The following is a 16466-nucleotide window of genomic DNA, read 5'->3' as shown; positions in this document are numbered from 1 at the left end:
TCCTGCTGGCTGCTAAGCTAGCAAGAGCCACATAGGTCAGGAAATAATATAAAAAGCTATATTTATAACCTTTTTATCTTTGAGGGTTTTAAACAGCATAAAGGCGCAGTTTTCTGCGCCTTCCGGGGAGTAACTCGCGGGGAAAATTACTCTTTTTTCTCTTCTTTGCCGTCGGCAGACAGCAGTTTTTCCAGCGCATCGCCGCCAATGTGACGGAAATCCTGACCTTTCACGAAGTAGAAAATAAATTCGCAGATGTTCTGGCAACGGTCGCCGATACGCTCGATCGAACGGGCACAGAACAGCGCAGTCAGCACGCTTGGAATAGTGCGGGTGTCTTCCATCATATAGGTCATCAACTGACGGACGATGCCCTCATACTCCTGATCGACCTTCTTGTCCTCGCGGTAAATCCGGATAGCTTCATCCAGATCCATACGCGCAAAGGCGTCCAGCACGTCATGCAGCATCTGCACGGTATGGCGGCCAAGCGACTCCAGGCTGACCAGCAACGGCTGATGCTGGTGCGAGAATTTCTCGAGCGCGGTGCGACAAATTTTATCCGCCACGTCGCCGATACGTTCCAGCTCGGAGATGGTCTTGATGATCGCCATCACCAGACGCAAATCGCTAGCGGTCGGCTGGCGCTTGGCAATGATGCGCACGCAGGCTTCGTCGATCGCCACTTCCATCATATTGACCTTGGCGTCACCTTCGATAACGCGTTTGGCCAGTTCACCGTCCTGATTATGCATCGCGGTGATAGCGTCGGTCAGTTGCTGTTCCACCAGCCCGCCCATGGTCAACACCTGGGTACGGATGTGCTCAAGTTCTGCGTTGAACTGGCCGGAAATGTGTTTATTTAAATTCAGGTTGTCCATTTGGGTTCCCGTAATCAACCGTAGCGGCCGGTGATGTAGTCTTCGGTCTGTTTTTTCTGTGGCGCGGTGAACAGGTTATCAGTATCACTGAACTCGATCAGTTCGCCCAGATACATAAATGCCGTGGAGTCAGAACAACGCGCGGCCTGCTGCATGTTGTGGGTCACAATCACCACGGTGTAGTCAGACTTCAGTTCGCTGATCAGCTCTTCGATTTTGCCGGTGGAGATCGGATCCAGCGCAGAGCAGGGCTCGTCCAGTAATAAAACGTCCGGGCGAATGGCAATGCCGCGTGCGATGCACAGGCGCTGTTGCTGACCGCCAGACAGGCTGTAACCGCTCTGGTGCAGCTTGTCTTTGGTTTCGTTCCACAACGCCGCCTTGGTCAACGCCCACTGGACGCGCTCGTCCATGTCGGCACGCGACAGCTTTTCAAACAGGCGCACGCCGAAGGCGATATTGTCGTAAATCGACATCGGGAACGGCGTCGGTTTCTGGAACACCATGCCGACTTTGGCGCGCAGCAGGGCGATATCCGAGTTGTCGGTCAGAATGTTCTGCCCATCCAGCAGGATGCCGCCTTCAGCACGCTGCTCGGGGTACAGCTGGTACATCTTGTTGAAAGTACGCAGCAGAGTGGATTTGCCACAGCCGGACGGACCGATAAACGCGGTGACCTTGTTCTTGGCAATATCCAGCGTGATGTTTTTCAGCGCATGGAATTTGCCATAGTAGAAGTTCAGATCGCGTACCTGAATTTTGCTGCTGGAAGCGTCAGTAACCATACTCATCAAGACTTCTCTCTTTTCATCAGCGCCGCCACGGCAGCGCTCAAAATTTTATGAATGCTTCTGCTTGGCGAAAACCACACGCGCCAGGATATTCAGTAACAGTACACACAGGGTAATCAACAGCACCCCTGCCCAAGCCAACTGTTGCCATTCGGCGAACGGGCTCATGGCGAATTTGAAAATGGTGACCGGCAGGTTGGCGATCGGCTGCATCAGGTCGGTGCTCCAGAACTGATTCGACAGCGAGGTAAACAGCAACGGTGCGGTTTCCCCGGCGATACGCGCAATGGCCAGCAACACGCCGGTGATAATGCCGGAGATCGAGGCTTTCAGCGTGATGGCAGAAATCATGCGCCATTTCGGCGTACCCAGCGCGTAAGCCGCCTCACGCAGCGTATCCGGCACCAGCTTCAACATGTTTTCAGTGGTACGGATAACGATCGGTACCTGCAACAACGCCAGCGCGATGATCCCGGCCCAGCCGGAGAAGTGTTCCATCTTCGCCACCACAATGGTGTAGACGAACAGGCCCACGACTATCGACGGCGCCGACAGCAAAATATCGTTAATAAAGCGGATGACTTCCGCCAACCAGGATTTACGGCCGTACTCCGCCAGGTAAATGCCGGCCATGATGCCCAGCGGCGTACCGAACACGGTGGCCCACAGGATCAACAAGCCGCTACCGGCGATGGCGTTCGCCAGGCCACCGCCTGCGGTGTTCGGCGGCGGCGTCATTTCGGTGAACAACGCCAGCGACATGCCGTCGATGCCTTTGGTCACGGTGGAGAACAGGATCCACACCAGCCAGAACAGGCCGAATACCATGGTCGCCATCGACAAGAACAGCGCCAGTCGGTTTTTCTGGCGGCGCCAGGCCTGCATTTTGCGGCGGCTTTCTAACAGCGCCACGTCGTTTTGCATTTCCATAGTCGCCACGTTAGCGCCCCTCTTTCTTGGCCAGACGCATGATCATCAACTTCGACAGCGCCAGGACGATAAAGGTGATAACAAACAGAATCAGGCCCAGCTCCATCAACGCTGCGGTGTGCACGCCCGATTCCGCTTCGGCGAATTCGTTGGCCAGCGCAGAGGTAATACTGTTACCCGGCATATACAGTGAAGCGCTGTCGAGCTGGTAGGTGTTACCGATGATGAAGGTCACCGCCATGGTTTCCCCCAGCGCGCGACCCAATCCCAGCATCACGCCGCCAATCACGCCATTCTTGGTAAACGGCAGCACGATACGCCACATCACCTCCCAGGTGGTGCAGCCGATGCCATAGGCCGACTCTTTCATCATCACCGGGGTCTGTTCGAACACGTCGCGCATGACGGCGGCGATGTAAGGAATAATCATGATCGCCAGGATCACCCCGGCTGCCAGAATACCGATACCGAACGCCGGGCCGGAAAACAGCTCGCCGACAATAGGAATGCCGGACAGCACGTCGCCAACCGGAGTCTGGAAATATTCGGCAAACAGCGGCGCAAACACGAACAGGCCCCACATGCCGTAAACGATACTCGGGATTGCCGCCAGCAACTCAATAGCGATGCCCAGTGGGCGTCTCAGCCAGTTTGGCGCCAGCTCGGTCAGGAACAGCGCGATACCGAAGCTCACGGGTACGGCAATAATCAGGGCAATCAACGACGTGACGACGGTACCGTAAATCGGAACCAGCGCACCGAACTGTTCGGCAGGCGCGTCCCATTCTTTGGTCCACAAGAAGGCGAAGCCGAATTTCTGCATGCTCGGCCAGGAGGCGAAAATCAGCGAAACAATAATGCCGCCCAGCAACAATAGGGTAATCAGCGCCGCCAGTTTGACCAGCGCGCTGAAGATGACATCACCATTTTTACTCGGTGCTTTAATGGTCGGCTTATACTCAGCCATAGATCACTCTCTGTTTTAACCCTGGCGAGCTCAATGGGTGAGCCCTGCAAAATAGGCTGGAGCGCGGTGAACCCGCGCCCCTGCGTTCTTTAGTACAGTGCTTTACCGGAACTGTCTTTTACGTTGGTTTTCCATGCTGCACGCACCTGCTCAACCACTTCGTTAGGCAGAGAGGCGTAATCCAGATCGTTGGCCTGCTTGGCGCCGGTTTTGTACGCCCAGTCAAAGAACTTCAGCACTTCTGCGCCCTGAGCCGGGTTTTTCTGCTCTTTGTGCACCAGGATGAAGGTGGTGGAGGTGATTGGCCATGCGCCATCGCCTTTCTGGTTAGTCAGGTCCTGAGCGAAAGTTTTGCTCCAATCCACGCCTTTAGCGGCGGCGCTGAAGCTCTCTTCGGTTGGGCTGACCGGCTTGCCGTCGGCAGAAATCAGCTTGGTGTAAGCCAGGTTGTTTTGCTTGGCGTAAGCGTACTCAACGTAGCCGATAGAGCCTGGCAGACGCTGTACGAACGCGGCGATGCCGTCGTTGCCTTTGCCGCCCAGACCGGTTGGCCAGTTAACGGTAGAGCCTGCGCCGATTTTCTCTTTCCACTGCGCGTTGGCTTTAGACAGGTAGCTGGTGAACACGAAAGAGGTGCCTGAACCGTCAGCGCGGCGTACCACGGCGATATTCTGATCCGGCAGCTTGACGCCCGGGTTCAGCTTGGTGATTGCCGGGTCATTCCATTTCTTCACGTTGCCCAGGTAGATGTCACCCAGCGTTTTACCGTCCAGGGTCAATTCACCGGATTTGATACCCGGGATGTTTACGGCCAGCACTACACCGCCGATCACGGTAGGGAATTGGAACAGGCCATCGGCCGCCAGTTTGTCGTCAGACAACGGGGCATCAGAAGCACCAAAGTCAACGGTGTTGGCGATGATTTGCTTCACGCCGCCAGAGGAACCGATCCCCTGATAGTTAACCTTGTTGCCGGTTTCTTTCTGATAAGAATCTGCCCACTTGGCATACACCGGAGCGGGGAATGTCGCACCTGCACCGGTCAGGCTGGCAGCAGCGAACGCGGACACGGCGGTCAGGGAGAAAGTCGCTGCCACAATACTGGCGACGGTGGTACGCATCAGTTTCATAATCCCTCCTAATGGGATATTCAAAAATCGACTTCAAGTCGTTTTCATCAGAGTAAGTATTGCTGCAGGAGGGAAAATAGGACAGTTTGGTGACAGTAAAATGTACGAAATATGACAGTTATATTACAAGACACCAAGAGTGCAATTAACATATTGATTAGGCTATTATTTAACCTGAAACATTCTGTTATACCTTACCCAGGAAAAGGGACTTCATATGAAAAAAATACTTATATTGTCAACGGTTAGCCTTGGTTTGCTGGCTATGGCCAACGCCACGGCGGCGGATGGATTACAGCGCAGCAAGCAATCGAGCGGCAGTACCGATAACATTCTTCTTTGGAGCCATTACGACCAAGGCTACATCATTTCCAATTATGATCTTGGAGATTTAGACGGCTTCAAAGAACAATTAAGGCTTCAGGAACAGGCCATCAAGAAACTGCAAGACAAGCTGAGCAATATGGAAAGCGAGAACCGAAATCAAAACAGCGAGATCGACAATCTGAAACGTAAGTTACAAGGGCAAGACAATGCCCAAAGCGAAATCAGCGATCTGAAACGCTCGGTACAAGACCTGAATAACAAAATTAAATGATAAAAAAGCCGGCGCTCAGGCCGGCTTTTCAAACATAACAGCAGCTGATTACTCTACCGTGACGGACTTCGCCAGATTACGCGGCTGGTCAACGTCGGTGCCTTTGATCAGCGCTACGTGATAGGACAGCAGCTGCAACGGCACGGTATAGAAGATCGGCGCCACGATTTCTTCCACGTGCGGCAATGGAATGATGGTCATCCCTTCGCTGCTGACGAAACCGGCGTCCTGATCGGCGAACACGTACAGCTGGCCGCCGCGCGCGCGCACTTCTTCGATGTTGGACTTCAGTTTTTCCAGCAGTTCGTTGTTCGGCGCCACCACGATGACCGGCATATCGGCGTCGATCAACGCCAGCGGGCCATGTTTCAGCTCACCCGCCGCATAGGCTTCCGCATGAATGTAGGAGATCTCTTTCAGCTTCAGTGCGCCTTCCATAGCGATCGGGTACTGATCGCCACGGCCAAGGAACAGCGCGTGATGCTTGTCGGAGAAACCTTCCGCCAGCGCTTCAATATTTTTGTCCAGCGACAGCATCTGTTCGATACGCGCCGGCAGCGCCTGCAGAGCATGCACGATTTCATGCTCAACGCTTTCCGCCATGCCTTTCAGACGACCCAAACGCGCCACCAGCATCAGCAATACCGCAAGCTGTGTGGTGAAGGCTTTGGTAGAAGCTACGCCGATTTCAGTACCGGCTTTGGTCATCAGCGCCAAATCGGACTCACGCACCAGCGAAGAACCGGCCACGTTACACACCGCCAGGGAACCGAGGTAACCCAGCTCTTTAGACAGGCGCAACGCCGCCAGGGTATCGGCGGTTTCACCGGACTGCGACAGCGTGATGATCAGGCTGCCCGGGCGCACGGCAGATTTGCGGTAGCGGAATTCCGAGGCGATTTCGACGTCGCACGGCACGCCGGCCAGCGCTTCGAACCAATAACGCGCCACCATACCGGAGTGGTAGGAGGTGCCGCAGGCGATGATTTGCACGTGCTGCACTTTAGCCAGCAATTCATCGGCGCGCGGACCCAGTTCGCTCAGGTTGATTTGGCCATGGCTGAAACGCCCTTCCAGGGTGTTTTTCAGCGCCAGCGGCTGTTCGTAGATCTCTTTTTGCATGTAGTGACGGTAAGCGCCTTTGTCACCGGCGTCATACTGCACTTTGGATTCGATCTCAGGACGCTCGATGGCGTTCCCCTGTTTGTCGAAAATGCTGACGGTGCGGCGGGTCACTTCCACCACGTCGCCTTCTTCCAGGAAGATAAAGCGGCGAGTTACCGGCAGCAGAGCCAGCTGATCGGAAGCGATAAAGTTTTCGCCCACGCCGCGGCCGATAACCAACGGGCTACCGGAGCGCGCAGCCACCAGCACGCTAGGATCGCGGCTGTCCATGACCACGGTGCCGTAGGCGCCGCGTAATTGTGGAATCACGCGCTGCACCACTTCCAGCAGCGTACCGCCCTGGCGCTGTTCCCAATGCACCAGGTGTGCAATCACCTCAGTGTCGGTCTCAGAGCTGAAGTGATAACCGCGCTCGATCAGCAATTCACGCAGCGGTTCGTGGTTTTCGATGATGCCGTTATGCACCACGGTGATGTAATCAGAAACATGCGGGTGCGCATTCGCTTCGGTAGGTTCACCGTGCGTTGCCCAGCGGGTGTGAGCAATACCGGTGCCACCATGCAGCTCGTGTTGTTCTGCGGCTTCGGTCAGTTTATTGACTTTGCCTACGCGGCGTAAACGGCTTACGTTGCCTTCGGCATCAACCACCGCCAGACCGGCGGAGTCGTAACCGCGGTACTCAAGACGGCGTAACCCTTCCAACAGAATTTCTGCAATATCACGTTGCGCTACTGCGCCTACAATTCCACACATCAGTTGTATTCCTAATTAAACGCCTTTCGGGGCGCTTTCGATGCCTTGACCTGATTTTGCCGGTTTTTACCGTGCGTCCCCGAGCCTGTAGAGAATGGGGATTATTATGTTTTGTATTGGGCTCATCTTCGGAGCCCAATACAAAACATAATTTTTTAACTACCGCCCAATAGATTTCGGGTTGCAGCTAGACGGCAAGTGCCAGAATCCCCAGGAGCTTACTCAAGTAAGTGACTGGGGTTCTGGCATGAAGCCAACAACGCTGCAGCTCGAAAGATGAAGGGCTATCTCTTTTTCACCGGGCGCTGCCAGCCCTGAATATGCACCTGCTTGACGCGGCTCAGCACCAGCTCGTTTTCAGCGATATCACGGGTGACCGTGGTACCCGCAGCAATGGTGGAACCTTTGCCAACGGAAACCGGCGCCACCAGTTGGGTGTCTGAACCGACAAACACGCCGTCGCCAATAACGGTTTTATGCTTATTGGCACCATCATAGTTACAGGTAATGGTACCGGCACCGATATTCACATCATCGCCAATTTCAGCATCACCCAGGTAGCTCAGATGGCCCGCTTTGGAACCTTTGCCCAGACGCGCTTTTTTTATCTCCACGAAATTGCCGACGTGAGCGCCTTCTGCCAACTCTGCGCCCGGGCGTAAACGGGCAAATGGCCCCACGGTACAAGCAGATTCCAGCACCGCATCTTCCAACACGCTGTACGGACTGATTTCGCAGTCATCGCCGATCACGCAGTTTTTCAGTACACAGCCGGCACCGATCTTCACCCGGTCCCCCAGCGTTACCGATCCTTCGATGATGACATTAGCATCAATAGAGATATCGCGGCCGTGCACAAGTTCCCCACGCAGGTCAAAACGCGCCGGATCCAGCAGCATTACGCCGGCCAGCAGTAATTTTTCAGATTGTTCTGCCTGATAGATACGCTCAAGCCGCGACAGCTGCAGGCGGTTATTCACGCCTTCCACTTCGCTCAGGCGTGACGGGTGCACCGCTTCAATTTTCTTACCATCGGCATGGGCCAGCGCAATAATATCCGTGATGTAGAATTCACCCTGCGCATTGTCGTTGTTCAACATCCCCAACCAGCGCTTAAGATCGCGCCCGTTAGCGACCAAAATACCGGTATTGATTTCAGTAATCTGGCGCTGGGCTTCGCTGGCATCCTTATGCTCAACGATACCCACTACATCGTCGTTCTCACGCACGATGCGGCCGTAACCGCTTGGGTCAGCCAGCTTTACCGTCAGCAGGCCAATGCCGCCCTGCGGCTTCGCCGCCAGCAGGCGAGTGAGCGTATCGACGGAGATCAGCGGCACGTCACCGTACAGCATCAGGACGTCTTCATCATCGGCAAAATGCGGCGCAGCCTGCTGCATGGCATGGCCGGTACCCAGTTGCTCGGCCTGCAGCACCCAGTTCAACGCTTCATCGGTCAGGGTACTTTTCAGCAAATCACCGCCGTGGCCATACACCAGATGGACGTTTTTCGCGCCCAGTTTCATCGCGGCATCAATGACGTGCTGCACCATCGGCTTGCCGGCCAACGGATGTAACACCTTGGGAAGATCGGAATACATGCGTGTTCCCTTGCCCGCGGCGAGGATCACCACACTCATTGCGCTGTTCGACATAAGCAACCTGATAACTCCATTTTGATGGACGAAAGTAGAACCCTTTGGTGACAATATTACTACATATTTCTCTGCACGAACCGGGCATAAGCCATGTGGCACTAGGCGTTCCGCAGCTCAGCCTGACATCCCGTTATGCAGGGTATAATTGTCGGCAATCGGAGACATTTTTAGCCTGTACCGGGTGTTATACATCACAATCCCCGCCGGGTAGAAACGCTTATTTTAAAGCAAAAAAAAAGCGACCCTATAGGCCGCTTTCTTAATTTTAGCTGCGTTATGCACACGCCAAAATATTACATCGATCTTCTGGTAAGCTCGATAACGCGCAGTTTCGCGATCGCTTTCGCCAGTTCTGCAGATGCCTGAGCATAGTCGACATCGCCATGAGAGCTGCTGATATGCTCTTCAGCTTTACGCTTAGCTTCCAGCGCTCTCGCTTCGTCGAGGTCCGTTCCACGGATAGCAGTGTCAGCCAGCACGGTTACCACGCTCGGTTGTACCTCAAGGATACCACCGGACAGGTAGATGAACTCTTCTTCACCGTGTTGTTTAACAATACGCACCATGCCAGGCTTGATGGCAGTCAGCAGCGGCGCATGGCCAGGGAAAATCCCCAGTTCGCCTTCGCTACCTGTCACCTGGATCTTTTGCACCAGGCCGGAAAACATATGTTTTTCCGCGCTGACTACATCCAGATGGTAAGTCATAGCCATATCACCCTCCTCTCAAGACGTTACAGTTTCTTGGCTTTTTCCACTGCTTCTTCAATGGTGCCAACCATGTAGAACGCTTGTTCAGGCAGGTGGTCATAGTCGCCGTCCATAATGCCTTTGAAACCACGAATGGTGTCTTTCAGCGATACGAACTTGCCCGGAGAACCGGTAAAGACTTCTGCCACGAAGAACGGCTGAGACAGGAAGCGTTGGATTTTACGCGCACGGGATACGACCAGTTTGTCTTCTTCTGACAGCTCGTCCATACCCAGAATTGCGATGATATCTTTCAGTTCCTGGTAACGTTGCAGAATGGACTGCACGCCACGCGCTACATCGTAGTGCTCCTGGCCAACTACCAGCGGATCCAACTGACGGCTGGTGGAATCCAGCGGGTCAACGGCCGGGTAGATACCCAGAGAAGCGATATTACGGCTCAGTACCACGGTTGCGTCCAAGTGGGCAAAGGTGGTGGCTGGTGACGGGTCAGTCAAGTCATCCGCAGGAACGTAAACGGCCTGTACGGAGGTGATAGAACCGGTCTTGGTAGAGGTGATACGTTCTTGCAGAACGCCCATCTCTTCCGCCAGCGTTGGCTGATAACCTACCGCAGATGGCATACGGCCCAGAAGTGCGGACACTTCGGTACCGGCCAGGGTATAACGGTAGATGTTATCAACGAACAGCAGAACGTCGCGGCCTTCGTCACGGAATTTCTCCGCCATGGTCAGACCGGTCAGAGCAACGCGCAGACGGTTACCCGGTGGCTCGTTCATCTGGCCGTAAACCAGGGATACTTTGTCCAGTACGTTGGAGTCGTTCATTTCGTGGTAGAAGTCGTTACCCTCACGAGTACGCTCACCCACGCCCGCAAACACGGAATAACCGGAGTGTTCGATCGCGATGTTACGGATCAGCTCCATCATGTTTACGGTTTTACCCACGCCCGCACCGCCGAACAGACCCACTTTACCGCCCTTAGCGAACGGACAGATCAGGTCCATAACCTTGATACCGGTTTCCAGCAGATCCTGGGAGTTGGCCAAATCTTCGTAGCTTGGCGCTGGACGGTGAATTGCCCAACGTTCTTCTTCGCCGATGTCGCCTTTCATGTCGATTGGTTCACCCAATACGTTCATGATACGGCCCAGGGTAGCTTTACCTACCGGTACTTCAATCGGGTGATCCAGGTCGATCACTTTCAGACCGCGACGCAGACCATCAGAGGTCCCCATCGCGATACAGCGAACCACGCCACCGCCCAGCTGTTGCTGAACTTCCAGCACCAGCTTATTGGCACCGTTTTCTACCTCAAGAGCGTTGTACACTTTCGGTACGGCATCCTGAGGGAACTCGACGTCCACTACGGCGCCGATTACCTGGATAATCTTTCCAGTAGCCATCTTGAATCCTCTACGTAATTCGTAAACCTAGCTTAAACCGCGGAGGCTCCCGAAACGATCTCGGTGAGTTCCTGAGTGATGCTGGCCTGACGAGCCTTGTTGTATACCAACTGCAGCTCTTTGATCAGGCTACCGCCGTTATCGGTTGCGGCTTTCATCGCTACCATTCGTGCGGCCTGCTCGCTGGCCAGGTTTTCCACGACGCCCTGATAAACTTGCGATTCCACATAGCGGCGCAGCAAGGTATCAAGCAGCACTTTTGGATCGGGTTCATACAGGTAATCCCAGGACGTTTTCTTCAGCTCACCGTCATCGGAAGGCGGTAACGGCAGCAGCTGAACGATCTGTGGTTCCTGGGACATCGTATTGACAAATTTGTTGCTGACAATGTACAGCTTGTCCAAACGACCTTCGTCGTAGGCTTGCAGCATCACTTTCACCGGCCCGATCAGATCCGACAGGGAAGGTTTATCCCCCATGCCGGTCACCTGGGCAACCACGTTGCCGCCCACGGAACCAAAGAAAGAAGCCGCTTTCGAGCCAATCAACGCCAAATCAACTTCGACGCCTTTTTCGGACCAGCCTTTCATCTCTGACAACAGCCGCTTGAACAGGTTGATGTTCAAGCCACCACAGAGACCACGGTCAGTAGACACCACCAGATACCCGACGCGCTTAACGTCACGCTCATCCAGGTACGGGTGCTTATATTCCAGATTACCTAACGCAAGGTGACCAATCACTTTGCGCATGGTCTCTGCATAAGGACGGCTGGCCGCCATGCGTTCCTGCGATTTACGCATTTTGGAGGCGGCGACCATTTCCATCGCTTTAGTGATCTTTTGCGTGTTTTGCACGCTCGCGATCTTACTACGTATCTCTTTTGCGCCGGCCATCTCTGCTTCTCCTCATTACCAGACGGCCTGCTGTCTTTCAACAGCAGGACCGTTAGGCGTTACCAGGACTGGGTTTTCTTGAAGGTCTCGAGGATAGCTTTCAGCTTGCCCTCGATCTCATCGTTGAAATTGCCAGTTTGGTTGATGTGGTTCAGCAACTCGGCATGCTCGCGGTCTGCGTAAGCAACCAGCGCGGCTTCGAAGCTCACGACTTTCGCGACTTCAACGTCGTTCAGGTAGCCACGTTCTGCGGCAAACAGCACCAGAGACTGTTGTGCGACGGACATCGGCGCATACTGTTTCTGTTTCAGCAGCTCGGTCACTTTCTGACCGTGGCTCAGCTGTTTGCGGGTCGCATCATCCAGATCGGAAGCGAACTGAGAGAACGCAGCCAGTTCACGATACTGTGCCAGCGCGGTACGAATACCACCGGACAGTTTTTTCATGATCTTGGTTTGCGCTGCACCGCCCACACGGGATACAGAGATACCCGGGTTAACTGCCGGACGAATACCGGAGTTAAACAGGTTGGATTCCAGGAAGATCTGACCATCGGTAATCGAGATTACGTTGGTCGGAACGAACGCGGAAACGTCACCTGCCTGGGTTTCAATGATCGGCAGAGCGGTCAGTGAACCGGTTTGGCCTTTGACTTCACCTTTGGTGAAGGCTTCAACGTAGTCGGCGTTAACACGCGCAGCACGCTCCAGCAAACGGGAGTGGAGGTAGAATACGTCGCCTGGGTAAGCTTCACGACCTGGTGGACGACGAAGCAGCAGGGAGATCTGACGATAAGCGACAGCCTGTTTGGACAGGTCATCGTAAACAATCAGTGCATCTTCACCGCGGTCACGGAAGTATTCACCCATCGCACAACCGGCATAGGGAGCCAGGTATTGCAGTGCAGCGGATTCAGACGCGGTCGCAACCACAACGATGGTGTTAGCCAATGCGCCGTGCTCTTCCAGTTTGCGTACCACGTTAGCGATGGTGGATGCTTTCTGGCCGATAGCCACGTAAACACATTTGATGCCGGAGTCGCGTTGGTTGATGATCGCATCGATGGCCAGAGCGGTTTTACCGGTCTGACGGTCACCGATCACCAGCTCACGCTGGCCACGGCCGATTGGGATCATCGCATCAACAGATTTGTAGCCAGTCTGAACCGGCTGATCTACGGATTGACGCTCGATAACACCAGGGGCGATAGCTTCAACCGGGGAGAAACCGTCGTTATCAACCGGGCCTTTACCGTCGATAGGTGCGCCCAGGGTGTTAACTACACGGCCCAGCAGGCCACGGCCAACCGGAACTTCCAGAATACGGCCGGTACATTTTACCTTCATGCCTTCGGCCAGATCCGCGTACGGACCCATAACCACGGCACCTACGGAGTCGCGCTCCAGGTTCAATGCGATTGCGTAACGGTTGCCTGGCAGCGCGATCATTTCGCCCTGCATAACTTCGGCCAGACCGTGAACGCGGATGATCCCGTCACTGACGGAAACAATAGTACCTTCATTGTGAGCTTCGCTCACCACATTGAACTGAGCAATGCGCTGCTTGATCAGTTCGCTGATTTCGGTGGAATTCAGTTGCATGCTCCAGTCCCCTTAAGACTGCAAGACGTCTGTCAGGCGTTCAAGACGACCGCGAACGCTGCCATCAATCACCATATCGCCGGCGCGGATAATCACGCCAGCCAGAACAGACTTGTCAATTTTGCAATTCAGCTTAACTTTGCGTGACAGACGTTTTTCCATCGCAGCGGCAATTTTAGCCTGCTGTTCGTCGTTAAGTACGCTCGCAGAGAGCACTTCGACTTCGACGGTGGATTCCAGCAAAGCGCGCAGTTCGATGAACTGCTGCAGCACCGCAGGAAGAACCAGTAAACGTCCATTTTCGGCCATTACACGGATAAAGTTCTGGCCATGTTCGTCGAGCTGCTCGCCACAAACAGCGATGAACGTTTTGGACAGCGTCTCCGGCGCGACAGCACCAGACAGCAGTTCAGAAATTTGTTCATTGCGAGTGGCAACAGCGGCAAACGCCAGCATATCCTGCCAGCGTTCTACGCTTTGGTGCTCAACGGCAAAGTCAAAAGCTGCTTTGGCGTAGGGGCGAGCTACAGTTACAAATTCAGACATCAGCCCCTCCCTCCTTACAGTTCAGCGACCAGTTTATCAACGATGTCGCTGTTAGCAGCTTCATCCACGGAACGTTCGATGATCTTCTCGGCGCCGGCAATTGCCAGCATCGCGACTTGCTTACGCAACTCTTCACGAGCGCGCTTACGTTCGGCTTCGATCTCAGCCTGAGCCTGCGCCACGATTTTGTTACGTTCCTGCTCGGCTTCGGCTTTCGCTTCATCCATGATCTGAGCTTTGCGTTTGTTTGCTTGCTCGATGATCACCTGAGCTTCTGCTTTAGCAGTTTTCAGCTGGTCGGTCGCATTGGCTTGCGCTAAGTCCAAATCTTTTTTGGCACGCTCTGCAGAAGCGAGACCGTCAGCAATTTCTCCCTGACGCTTCTCGATGGCAGCCATAATCGGCGGCCATACATACTTCATGCAGAACCAGACAAACAGAACGAACGCGATGGCCTGGCCGAGGATTGTTGCGTTAAGATTCACAGCACAATGCCTCTTTAAAAGTTAATAGTGTGGTTTCAGTGTAGAGAACTTCTCTACTTACGCGACAGCAAACATCACGTACAGACCCAGACCAACAGCGATCATCGGGATGGCGTCAACCAGACCCATAACGATAAAGAACTGTGTACGCAGCAGAGGAATCAGGTCAGGCTGACGTGCAGCGCCTTCCAAGAATTTACCACCCAGGATGCCGATACCGATCGCAGCACCGATTGCCGCTAAACCCATCATCACAGCGGCAGCCATGTACAGCAGATCCATACTCAGGTTTTCCATGACAGTCTCCAGTTTGTTTCAGTTTAAAAGTGCAAGTGTTTTAAGAAAATCAGTGCTCTTCAGATGCCATCGACAGATAGACAATCGTCAGAACCATGAAAATAAAGGCTTGAAGCGTAATGATCAGGATGTGGAAAATAGCCCAAGGCAAGCTCAGGACCCACTGTGACCACCACGGCAACAGGCCGGCAATCAGGATGAAGATCAACTCACCCGCATACATGTTGCCGAACAGTCGCAGGCCCAGAGAAACAGGCTTGGACAGCAGGCTGACACCTTCAAGAATCAGGTTGATAGGAATGAATACAGGGTGGTTGAACGGCTGCATGGTTAACTCTTTAACGAACCCGCCAACGCCTTTCATTTTGATGCTGTAGAACAAAATCAGGATAAATACGCCCAACGCCATCGACAAGGTCACGTTGACGTCCGCGGTAGGCACGACGCGCAGCGCAGGCAGACCGAGGTAACGTTCACCAATGGTTGGCAACAGGTCGATCGGCAGCAAGTCCATCATGTTCATCAGGAATACCCAGACAAACACAGTCAGCGCCAACGGAGCGATCACCTTGCTCTTGCCGTGGTACATATCTTTGACGCTGCTGTCGACGAACCCAACGACCAGTTCCACCGCGGTTTGCAGTTTACCCGGCACGCCGCTGGTGGCGTTTTTAGCCACTTTGCGGAAGATCACCAGGAAGAGCGCTCCGAGGACGACGGAGAAAAACATCGAGTCGATGTTGATCGACCAGAACCCCGTCCCGACCTGAAGCTGCGTCAGGTGGTGACCGATATACTCCTGTGGAGTCAAGACTTCTCCTGCAGACATGATGCCTCTACCCTTATTTAGTTAATTTCGGTAACTGTTAATCACGGCGGGTGCCACTATTTGCACCACTAACACCGCTAAATAGGTCAGGCCAAGCGGTATAAACTCCGCCTTGAACACCCCAAGCGCCACGATCAGCAAAACGATGGTGATCACGACCTTTAGCCCCTCGCCTATGGCGAACGACCAGGCAACCCGACCGGGCGCCGGCGTCTGCGCCTGATGGCGCAAGGCAAACAGCATAAACATTGCACTCGGCAACCAGGCGGCGAGACCACCTGCCAATGCCGAAGCGCTCCATTCCAGGCTTTTCAGCAAGAAAACAGCGCTGATCAGAACAAAAGTCATTAACTGCAGGAACAGCAGTTTGCGTGCTACTTTTCCGCTGTAAAGGGACACAGACATGACGTTTGTTCTCTCCGTACCCCAGAGGGGGTATGCTGAGTGACGTATAAAACTGTCTTTGCTGTCCTGAGTCAAGCAGCAAAAAACGAGCAAATTATACGGGGCATACCAACGAATTCAATCGATAAGTAGCGAAAAGGTGAACAATTATTTAAATTCCCCCATTTCAGGCCATTTTCACAAGAAAACGGTCGGAATAATAGGGCTAATTTAATTGTCTGATTATTCCAGCATTGCACCAAGAAACGTGGAGCCGCTCACAATAATGCCTCGTAATGATTTATAGCTCATCGTAACGCAAACAGTCTTTAGCTAATTGGGCGATCAAAAAATATTATAAATCAAAACATTACAAGTTAACTGTTCAAAAACAATCCATATACCCGATAAAAACCTTTTATTGACAGCTTCCGGGCTAATATTACAACAGCCAATTAACATTAGCAGCAAAGCAGAAT

The 16466-nt window shown here is 53.6% G+C and carries 17 protein-coding genes; 1 reads left to right on the top strand and 16 read right to left on the bottom strand.

From position 1 onward, the window contains the following. Positions 1 to 146: 146 nt before the first annotated feature. The 5 genes from phoU to pstS all read right to left on the bottom strand — a co-directional run bounded on the left by phoU (position 147) and on the right by pstS (position 4699). The gene (gene phoU / locus SPL01S_RS08665; RefSeq protein ID WP_013815073.1) at positions 147 to 881 is read right to left on the bottom strand and encodes a phosphate signaling complex protein PhoU; all 735 of its coding nucleotides are present in this window, start codon (positions 879 to 881) and stop codon (positions 147 to 149) included. Positions 882 to 895: 14 nt separating this feature from the next. Continuing rightward, a complete protein-coding gene (pstB, locus tag SPL01S_RS08660) occupies positions 896 to 1666 on the bottom strand; it encodes a phosphate ABC transporter ATP-binding protein PstB (RefSeq protein ID WP_369982368.1) in 771 nt (256 codons plus the stop codon). A 54-nt stretch (positions 1667 to 1720) separates the two neighbouring features. Beyond that, entirely contained in the window at positions 1721 to 2611 is an 891-nt protein-coding gene (gene pstA / locus SPL01S_RS08655) for a phosphate ABC transporter permease PstA (RefSeq protein WP_013815072.1), read from the bottom strand. A gap of 1 nt (position 2612) precedes the next feature. Continuing rightward, positions 2613 to 3569, bottom strand: coding sequence for a phosphate ABC transporter permease PstC (gene pstC / locus SPL01S_RS08650; protein WP_004950505.1), 957 nt, complete (start codon positions 3567 to 3569; stop codon positions 2613 to 2615). Between the two features lie 89 nt (positions 3570 to 3658). Beyond that, entirely contained in the window at positions 3659 to 4699 is a 1041-nt protein-coding gene (gene pstS, locus SPL01S_RS08645) for a phosphate ABC transporter substrate-binding protein PstS (protein WP_004950502.1), read from the bottom strand. A 217-nt stretch (positions 4700 to 4916) separates the two neighbouring features. Between pstS and SPL01S_RS08640 the strand changes: the two genes are divergently transcribed. Beyond that, the gene (locus SPL01S_RS08640) at positions 4917 to 5297 is read left to right on the top strand and encodes a hypothetical protein (RefSeq protein ID WP_063198842.1); all 381 of its coding nucleotides are present in this window, start codon (positions 4917 to 4919) and stop codon (positions 5295 to 5297) included. Positions 5298 to 5345: 48 nt separating this feature from the next. Here the strand turns inward: SPL01S_RS08640 and glmS are convergent, their stop codons facing one another. The 11 genes from glmS to atpI form a co-directional block, all read right to left on the bottom strand. After that, positions 5346 to 7175, bottom strand: coding sequence for a glutamine--fructose-6-phosphate transaminase (isomerizing) (glmS, locus tag SPL01S_RS08635; protein ID WP_063198840.1), 1830 nt, complete (start codon positions 7173 to 7175; stop codon positions 5346 to 5348). 284 nt (positions 7176 to 7459) lie between these two features. Continuing rightward, positions 7460 to 8830 (bottom strand): bifunctional UDP-N-acetylglucosamine diphosphorylase/glucosamine-1-phosphate N-acetyltransferase GlmU, encoded by a 1371-nt coding sequence (gene glmU, locus SPL01S_RS08630; RefSeq protein ID WP_063198837.1) that lies wholly within the window; start codon positions 8828 to 8830, stop codon positions 7460 to 7462. A gap of 296 nt (positions 8831 to 9126) precedes the next feature. Continuing rightward, the gene (locus SPL01S_RS08625; RefSeq protein ID WP_004950490.1) at positions 9127 to 9546 is read right to left on the bottom strand and encodes a F0F1 ATP synthase subunit epsilon; all 420 of its coding nucleotides are present in this window, start codon (positions 9544 to 9546) and stop codon (positions 9127 to 9129) included. A gap of 20 nt (positions 9547 to 9566) precedes the next feature. Next, positions 9567 to 10949: a F0F1 ATP synthase subunit beta gene (atpD, locus tag SPL01S_RS08620; RefSeq protein ID WP_063198834.1), complete on the bottom strand. Its 1383-nt coding sequence runs from the start codon at positions 10947 to 10949 to the stop codon at positions 9567 to 9569. 32 nt (positions 10950 to 10981) lie between these two features. Further along, positions 10982 to 11845, bottom strand: coding sequence for a F0F1 ATP synthase subunit gamma (atpG, locus tag SPL01S_RS08615; protein WP_013815069.1), 864 nt, complete (start codon positions 11843 to 11845; stop codon positions 10982 to 10984). A 59-nt stretch (positions 11846 to 11904) separates the two neighbouring features. After that, complete coding sequence (atpA, locus tag SPL01S_RS08610) at positions 11905 to 13446, bottom strand: F0F1 ATP synthase subunit alpha (RefSeq protein WP_006321797.1); 1542 nt, start codon at positions 13444 to 13446, stop codon at positions 11905 to 11907. A gap of 12 nt (positions 13447 to 13458) precedes the next feature. After that, positions 13459 to 13992 carry a F0F1 ATP synthase subunit delta gene (gene atpH / locus SPL01S_RS08605; RefSeq protein ID WP_004950480.1) on the bottom strand — a complete coding sequence of 178 codons (534 nt, stop codon included), beginning with the start codon at positions 13990 to 13992 and terminating at the stop codon, positions 13459 to 13461. 14 nt (positions 13993 to 14006) lie between these two features. After that, complete coding sequence (atpF, locus tag SPL01S_RS08600) at positions 14007 to 14477, bottom strand: F0F1 ATP synthase subunit B (protein WP_004950476.1); 471 nt, start codon at positions 14475 to 14477, stop codon at positions 14007 to 14009. Positions 14478 to 14534: 57 nt separating this feature from the next. Next, positions 14535 to 14774 (bottom strand): F0F1 ATP synthase subunit C, encoded by a 240-nt coding sequence (gene atpE / locus SPL01S_RS08595; RefSeq protein ID WP_004093904.1) that lies wholly within the window; start codon positions 14772 to 14774, stop codon positions 14535 to 14537. Positions 14775 to 14823: 49 nt separating this feature from the next. Next, entirely contained in the window at positions 14824 to 15603 is a 780-nt protein-coding gene (gene atpB, locus SPL01S_RS08590) for a F0F1 ATP synthase subunit A (protein ID WP_062793001.1), read from the bottom strand. Between the two features lie 21 nt (positions 15604 to 15624). After that, entirely contained in the window at positions 15625 to 16008 is a 384-nt protein-coding gene (gene atpI / locus SPL01S_RS08585) for a F0F1 ATP synthase subunit I (protein WP_004950471.1), read from the bottom strand. Positions 16009 to 16466 lie beyond the last annotated feature (458 nt).

Source organism: Serratia plymuthica NBRC 102599 (assembly GCF_001590925.1).
In the GTDB taxonomy this organism is placed as follows: Bacteria; Pseudomonadota; Gammaproteobacteria; order Enterobacterales; family Enterobacteriaceae; genus Serratia; species Serratia plymuthica.
Note: the sequence above shows the minus strand (reverse complement) of the source record. Positions and strands in the feature narration are given on the sequence as shown.

Bases quoted from the DNA above. Each gene is read 5' to 3' on its own strand.
- atpD (WP_063198834.1), bottom strand. From the start codon at position 10,949: ATGGCTACTGGAAAGATTATCCAGGTAATCGGCGCCGTAGTGGACGTC.
- pstB (WP_369982368.1), bottom strand. From the start codon at position 1,666: ATGGTTACTGACGCTTCCAGCAGCAAAATTCAGGTACGCGATCTGAAC.
- atpA (WP_006321797.1), bottom strand. From the start codon at position 13,446: ATGCAACTGAATTCCACCGAAATCAGCGAACTGATCAAGCAGCGCATT.
- atpE (WP_004093904.1), bottom strand. From the start codon at position 14,774: ATGGAAAACCTGAGTATGGATCTGCTGTACATGGCTGCCGCTGTGATG.
- atpI (WP_004950471.1), bottom strand. From the start codon at position 16,008: ATGTCTGTGTCCCTTTACAGCGGAAAAGTAGCACGCAAACTGCTGTTC.
- SPL01S_RS08625 (WP_004950490.1), bottom strand. From the start codon at position 9,546: ATGGCTATGACTTACCATCTGGATGTAGTCAGCGCGGAAAAACATATG.
- pstS (WP_004950502.1), bottom strand. From the start codon at position 4,699: ATGAAACTGATGCGTACCACCGTCGCCAGTATTGTGGCAGCGACTTTC.
- phoU (WP_013815073.1), bottom strand. From the start codon at position 881: ATGGACAACCTGAATTTAAATAAACACATTTCCGGCCAGTTCAACGCA.
- SPL01S_RS08640 (WP_063198842.1), top strand. From the start codon at position 4,917: ATGAAAAAAATACTTATATTGTCAACGGTTAGCCTTGGTTTGCTGGCT.
- glmS (WP_063198840.1), bottom strand. From the start codon at position 7,175: ATGTGTGGAATTGTAGGCGCAGTAGCGCAACGTGATATTGCAGAAATT.
- atpG (WP_013815069.1), bottom strand. From the start codon at position 11,845: ATGGCCGGCGCAAAAGAGATACGTAGTAAGATCGCGAGCGTGCAAAAC.
- pstC (WP_004950505.1), bottom strand. From the start codon at position 3,569: ATGGCTGAGTATAAGCCGACCATTAAAGCACCGAGTAAAAATGGTGAT.
- glmU (WP_063198837.1), bottom strand. From the start codon at position 8,830: ATGTCGAACAGCGCAATGAGTGTGGTGATCCTCGCCGCGGGCAAGGGA.
- atpB (WP_062793001.1), bottom strand. From the start codon at position 15,603: ATGTCTGCAGGAGAAGTCTTGACTCCACAGGAGTATATCGGTCACCAC.
- atpH (WP_004950480.1), bottom strand. From the start codon at position 13,992: ATGTCTGAATTTGTAACTGTAGCTCGCCCCTACGCCAAAGCAGCTTTT.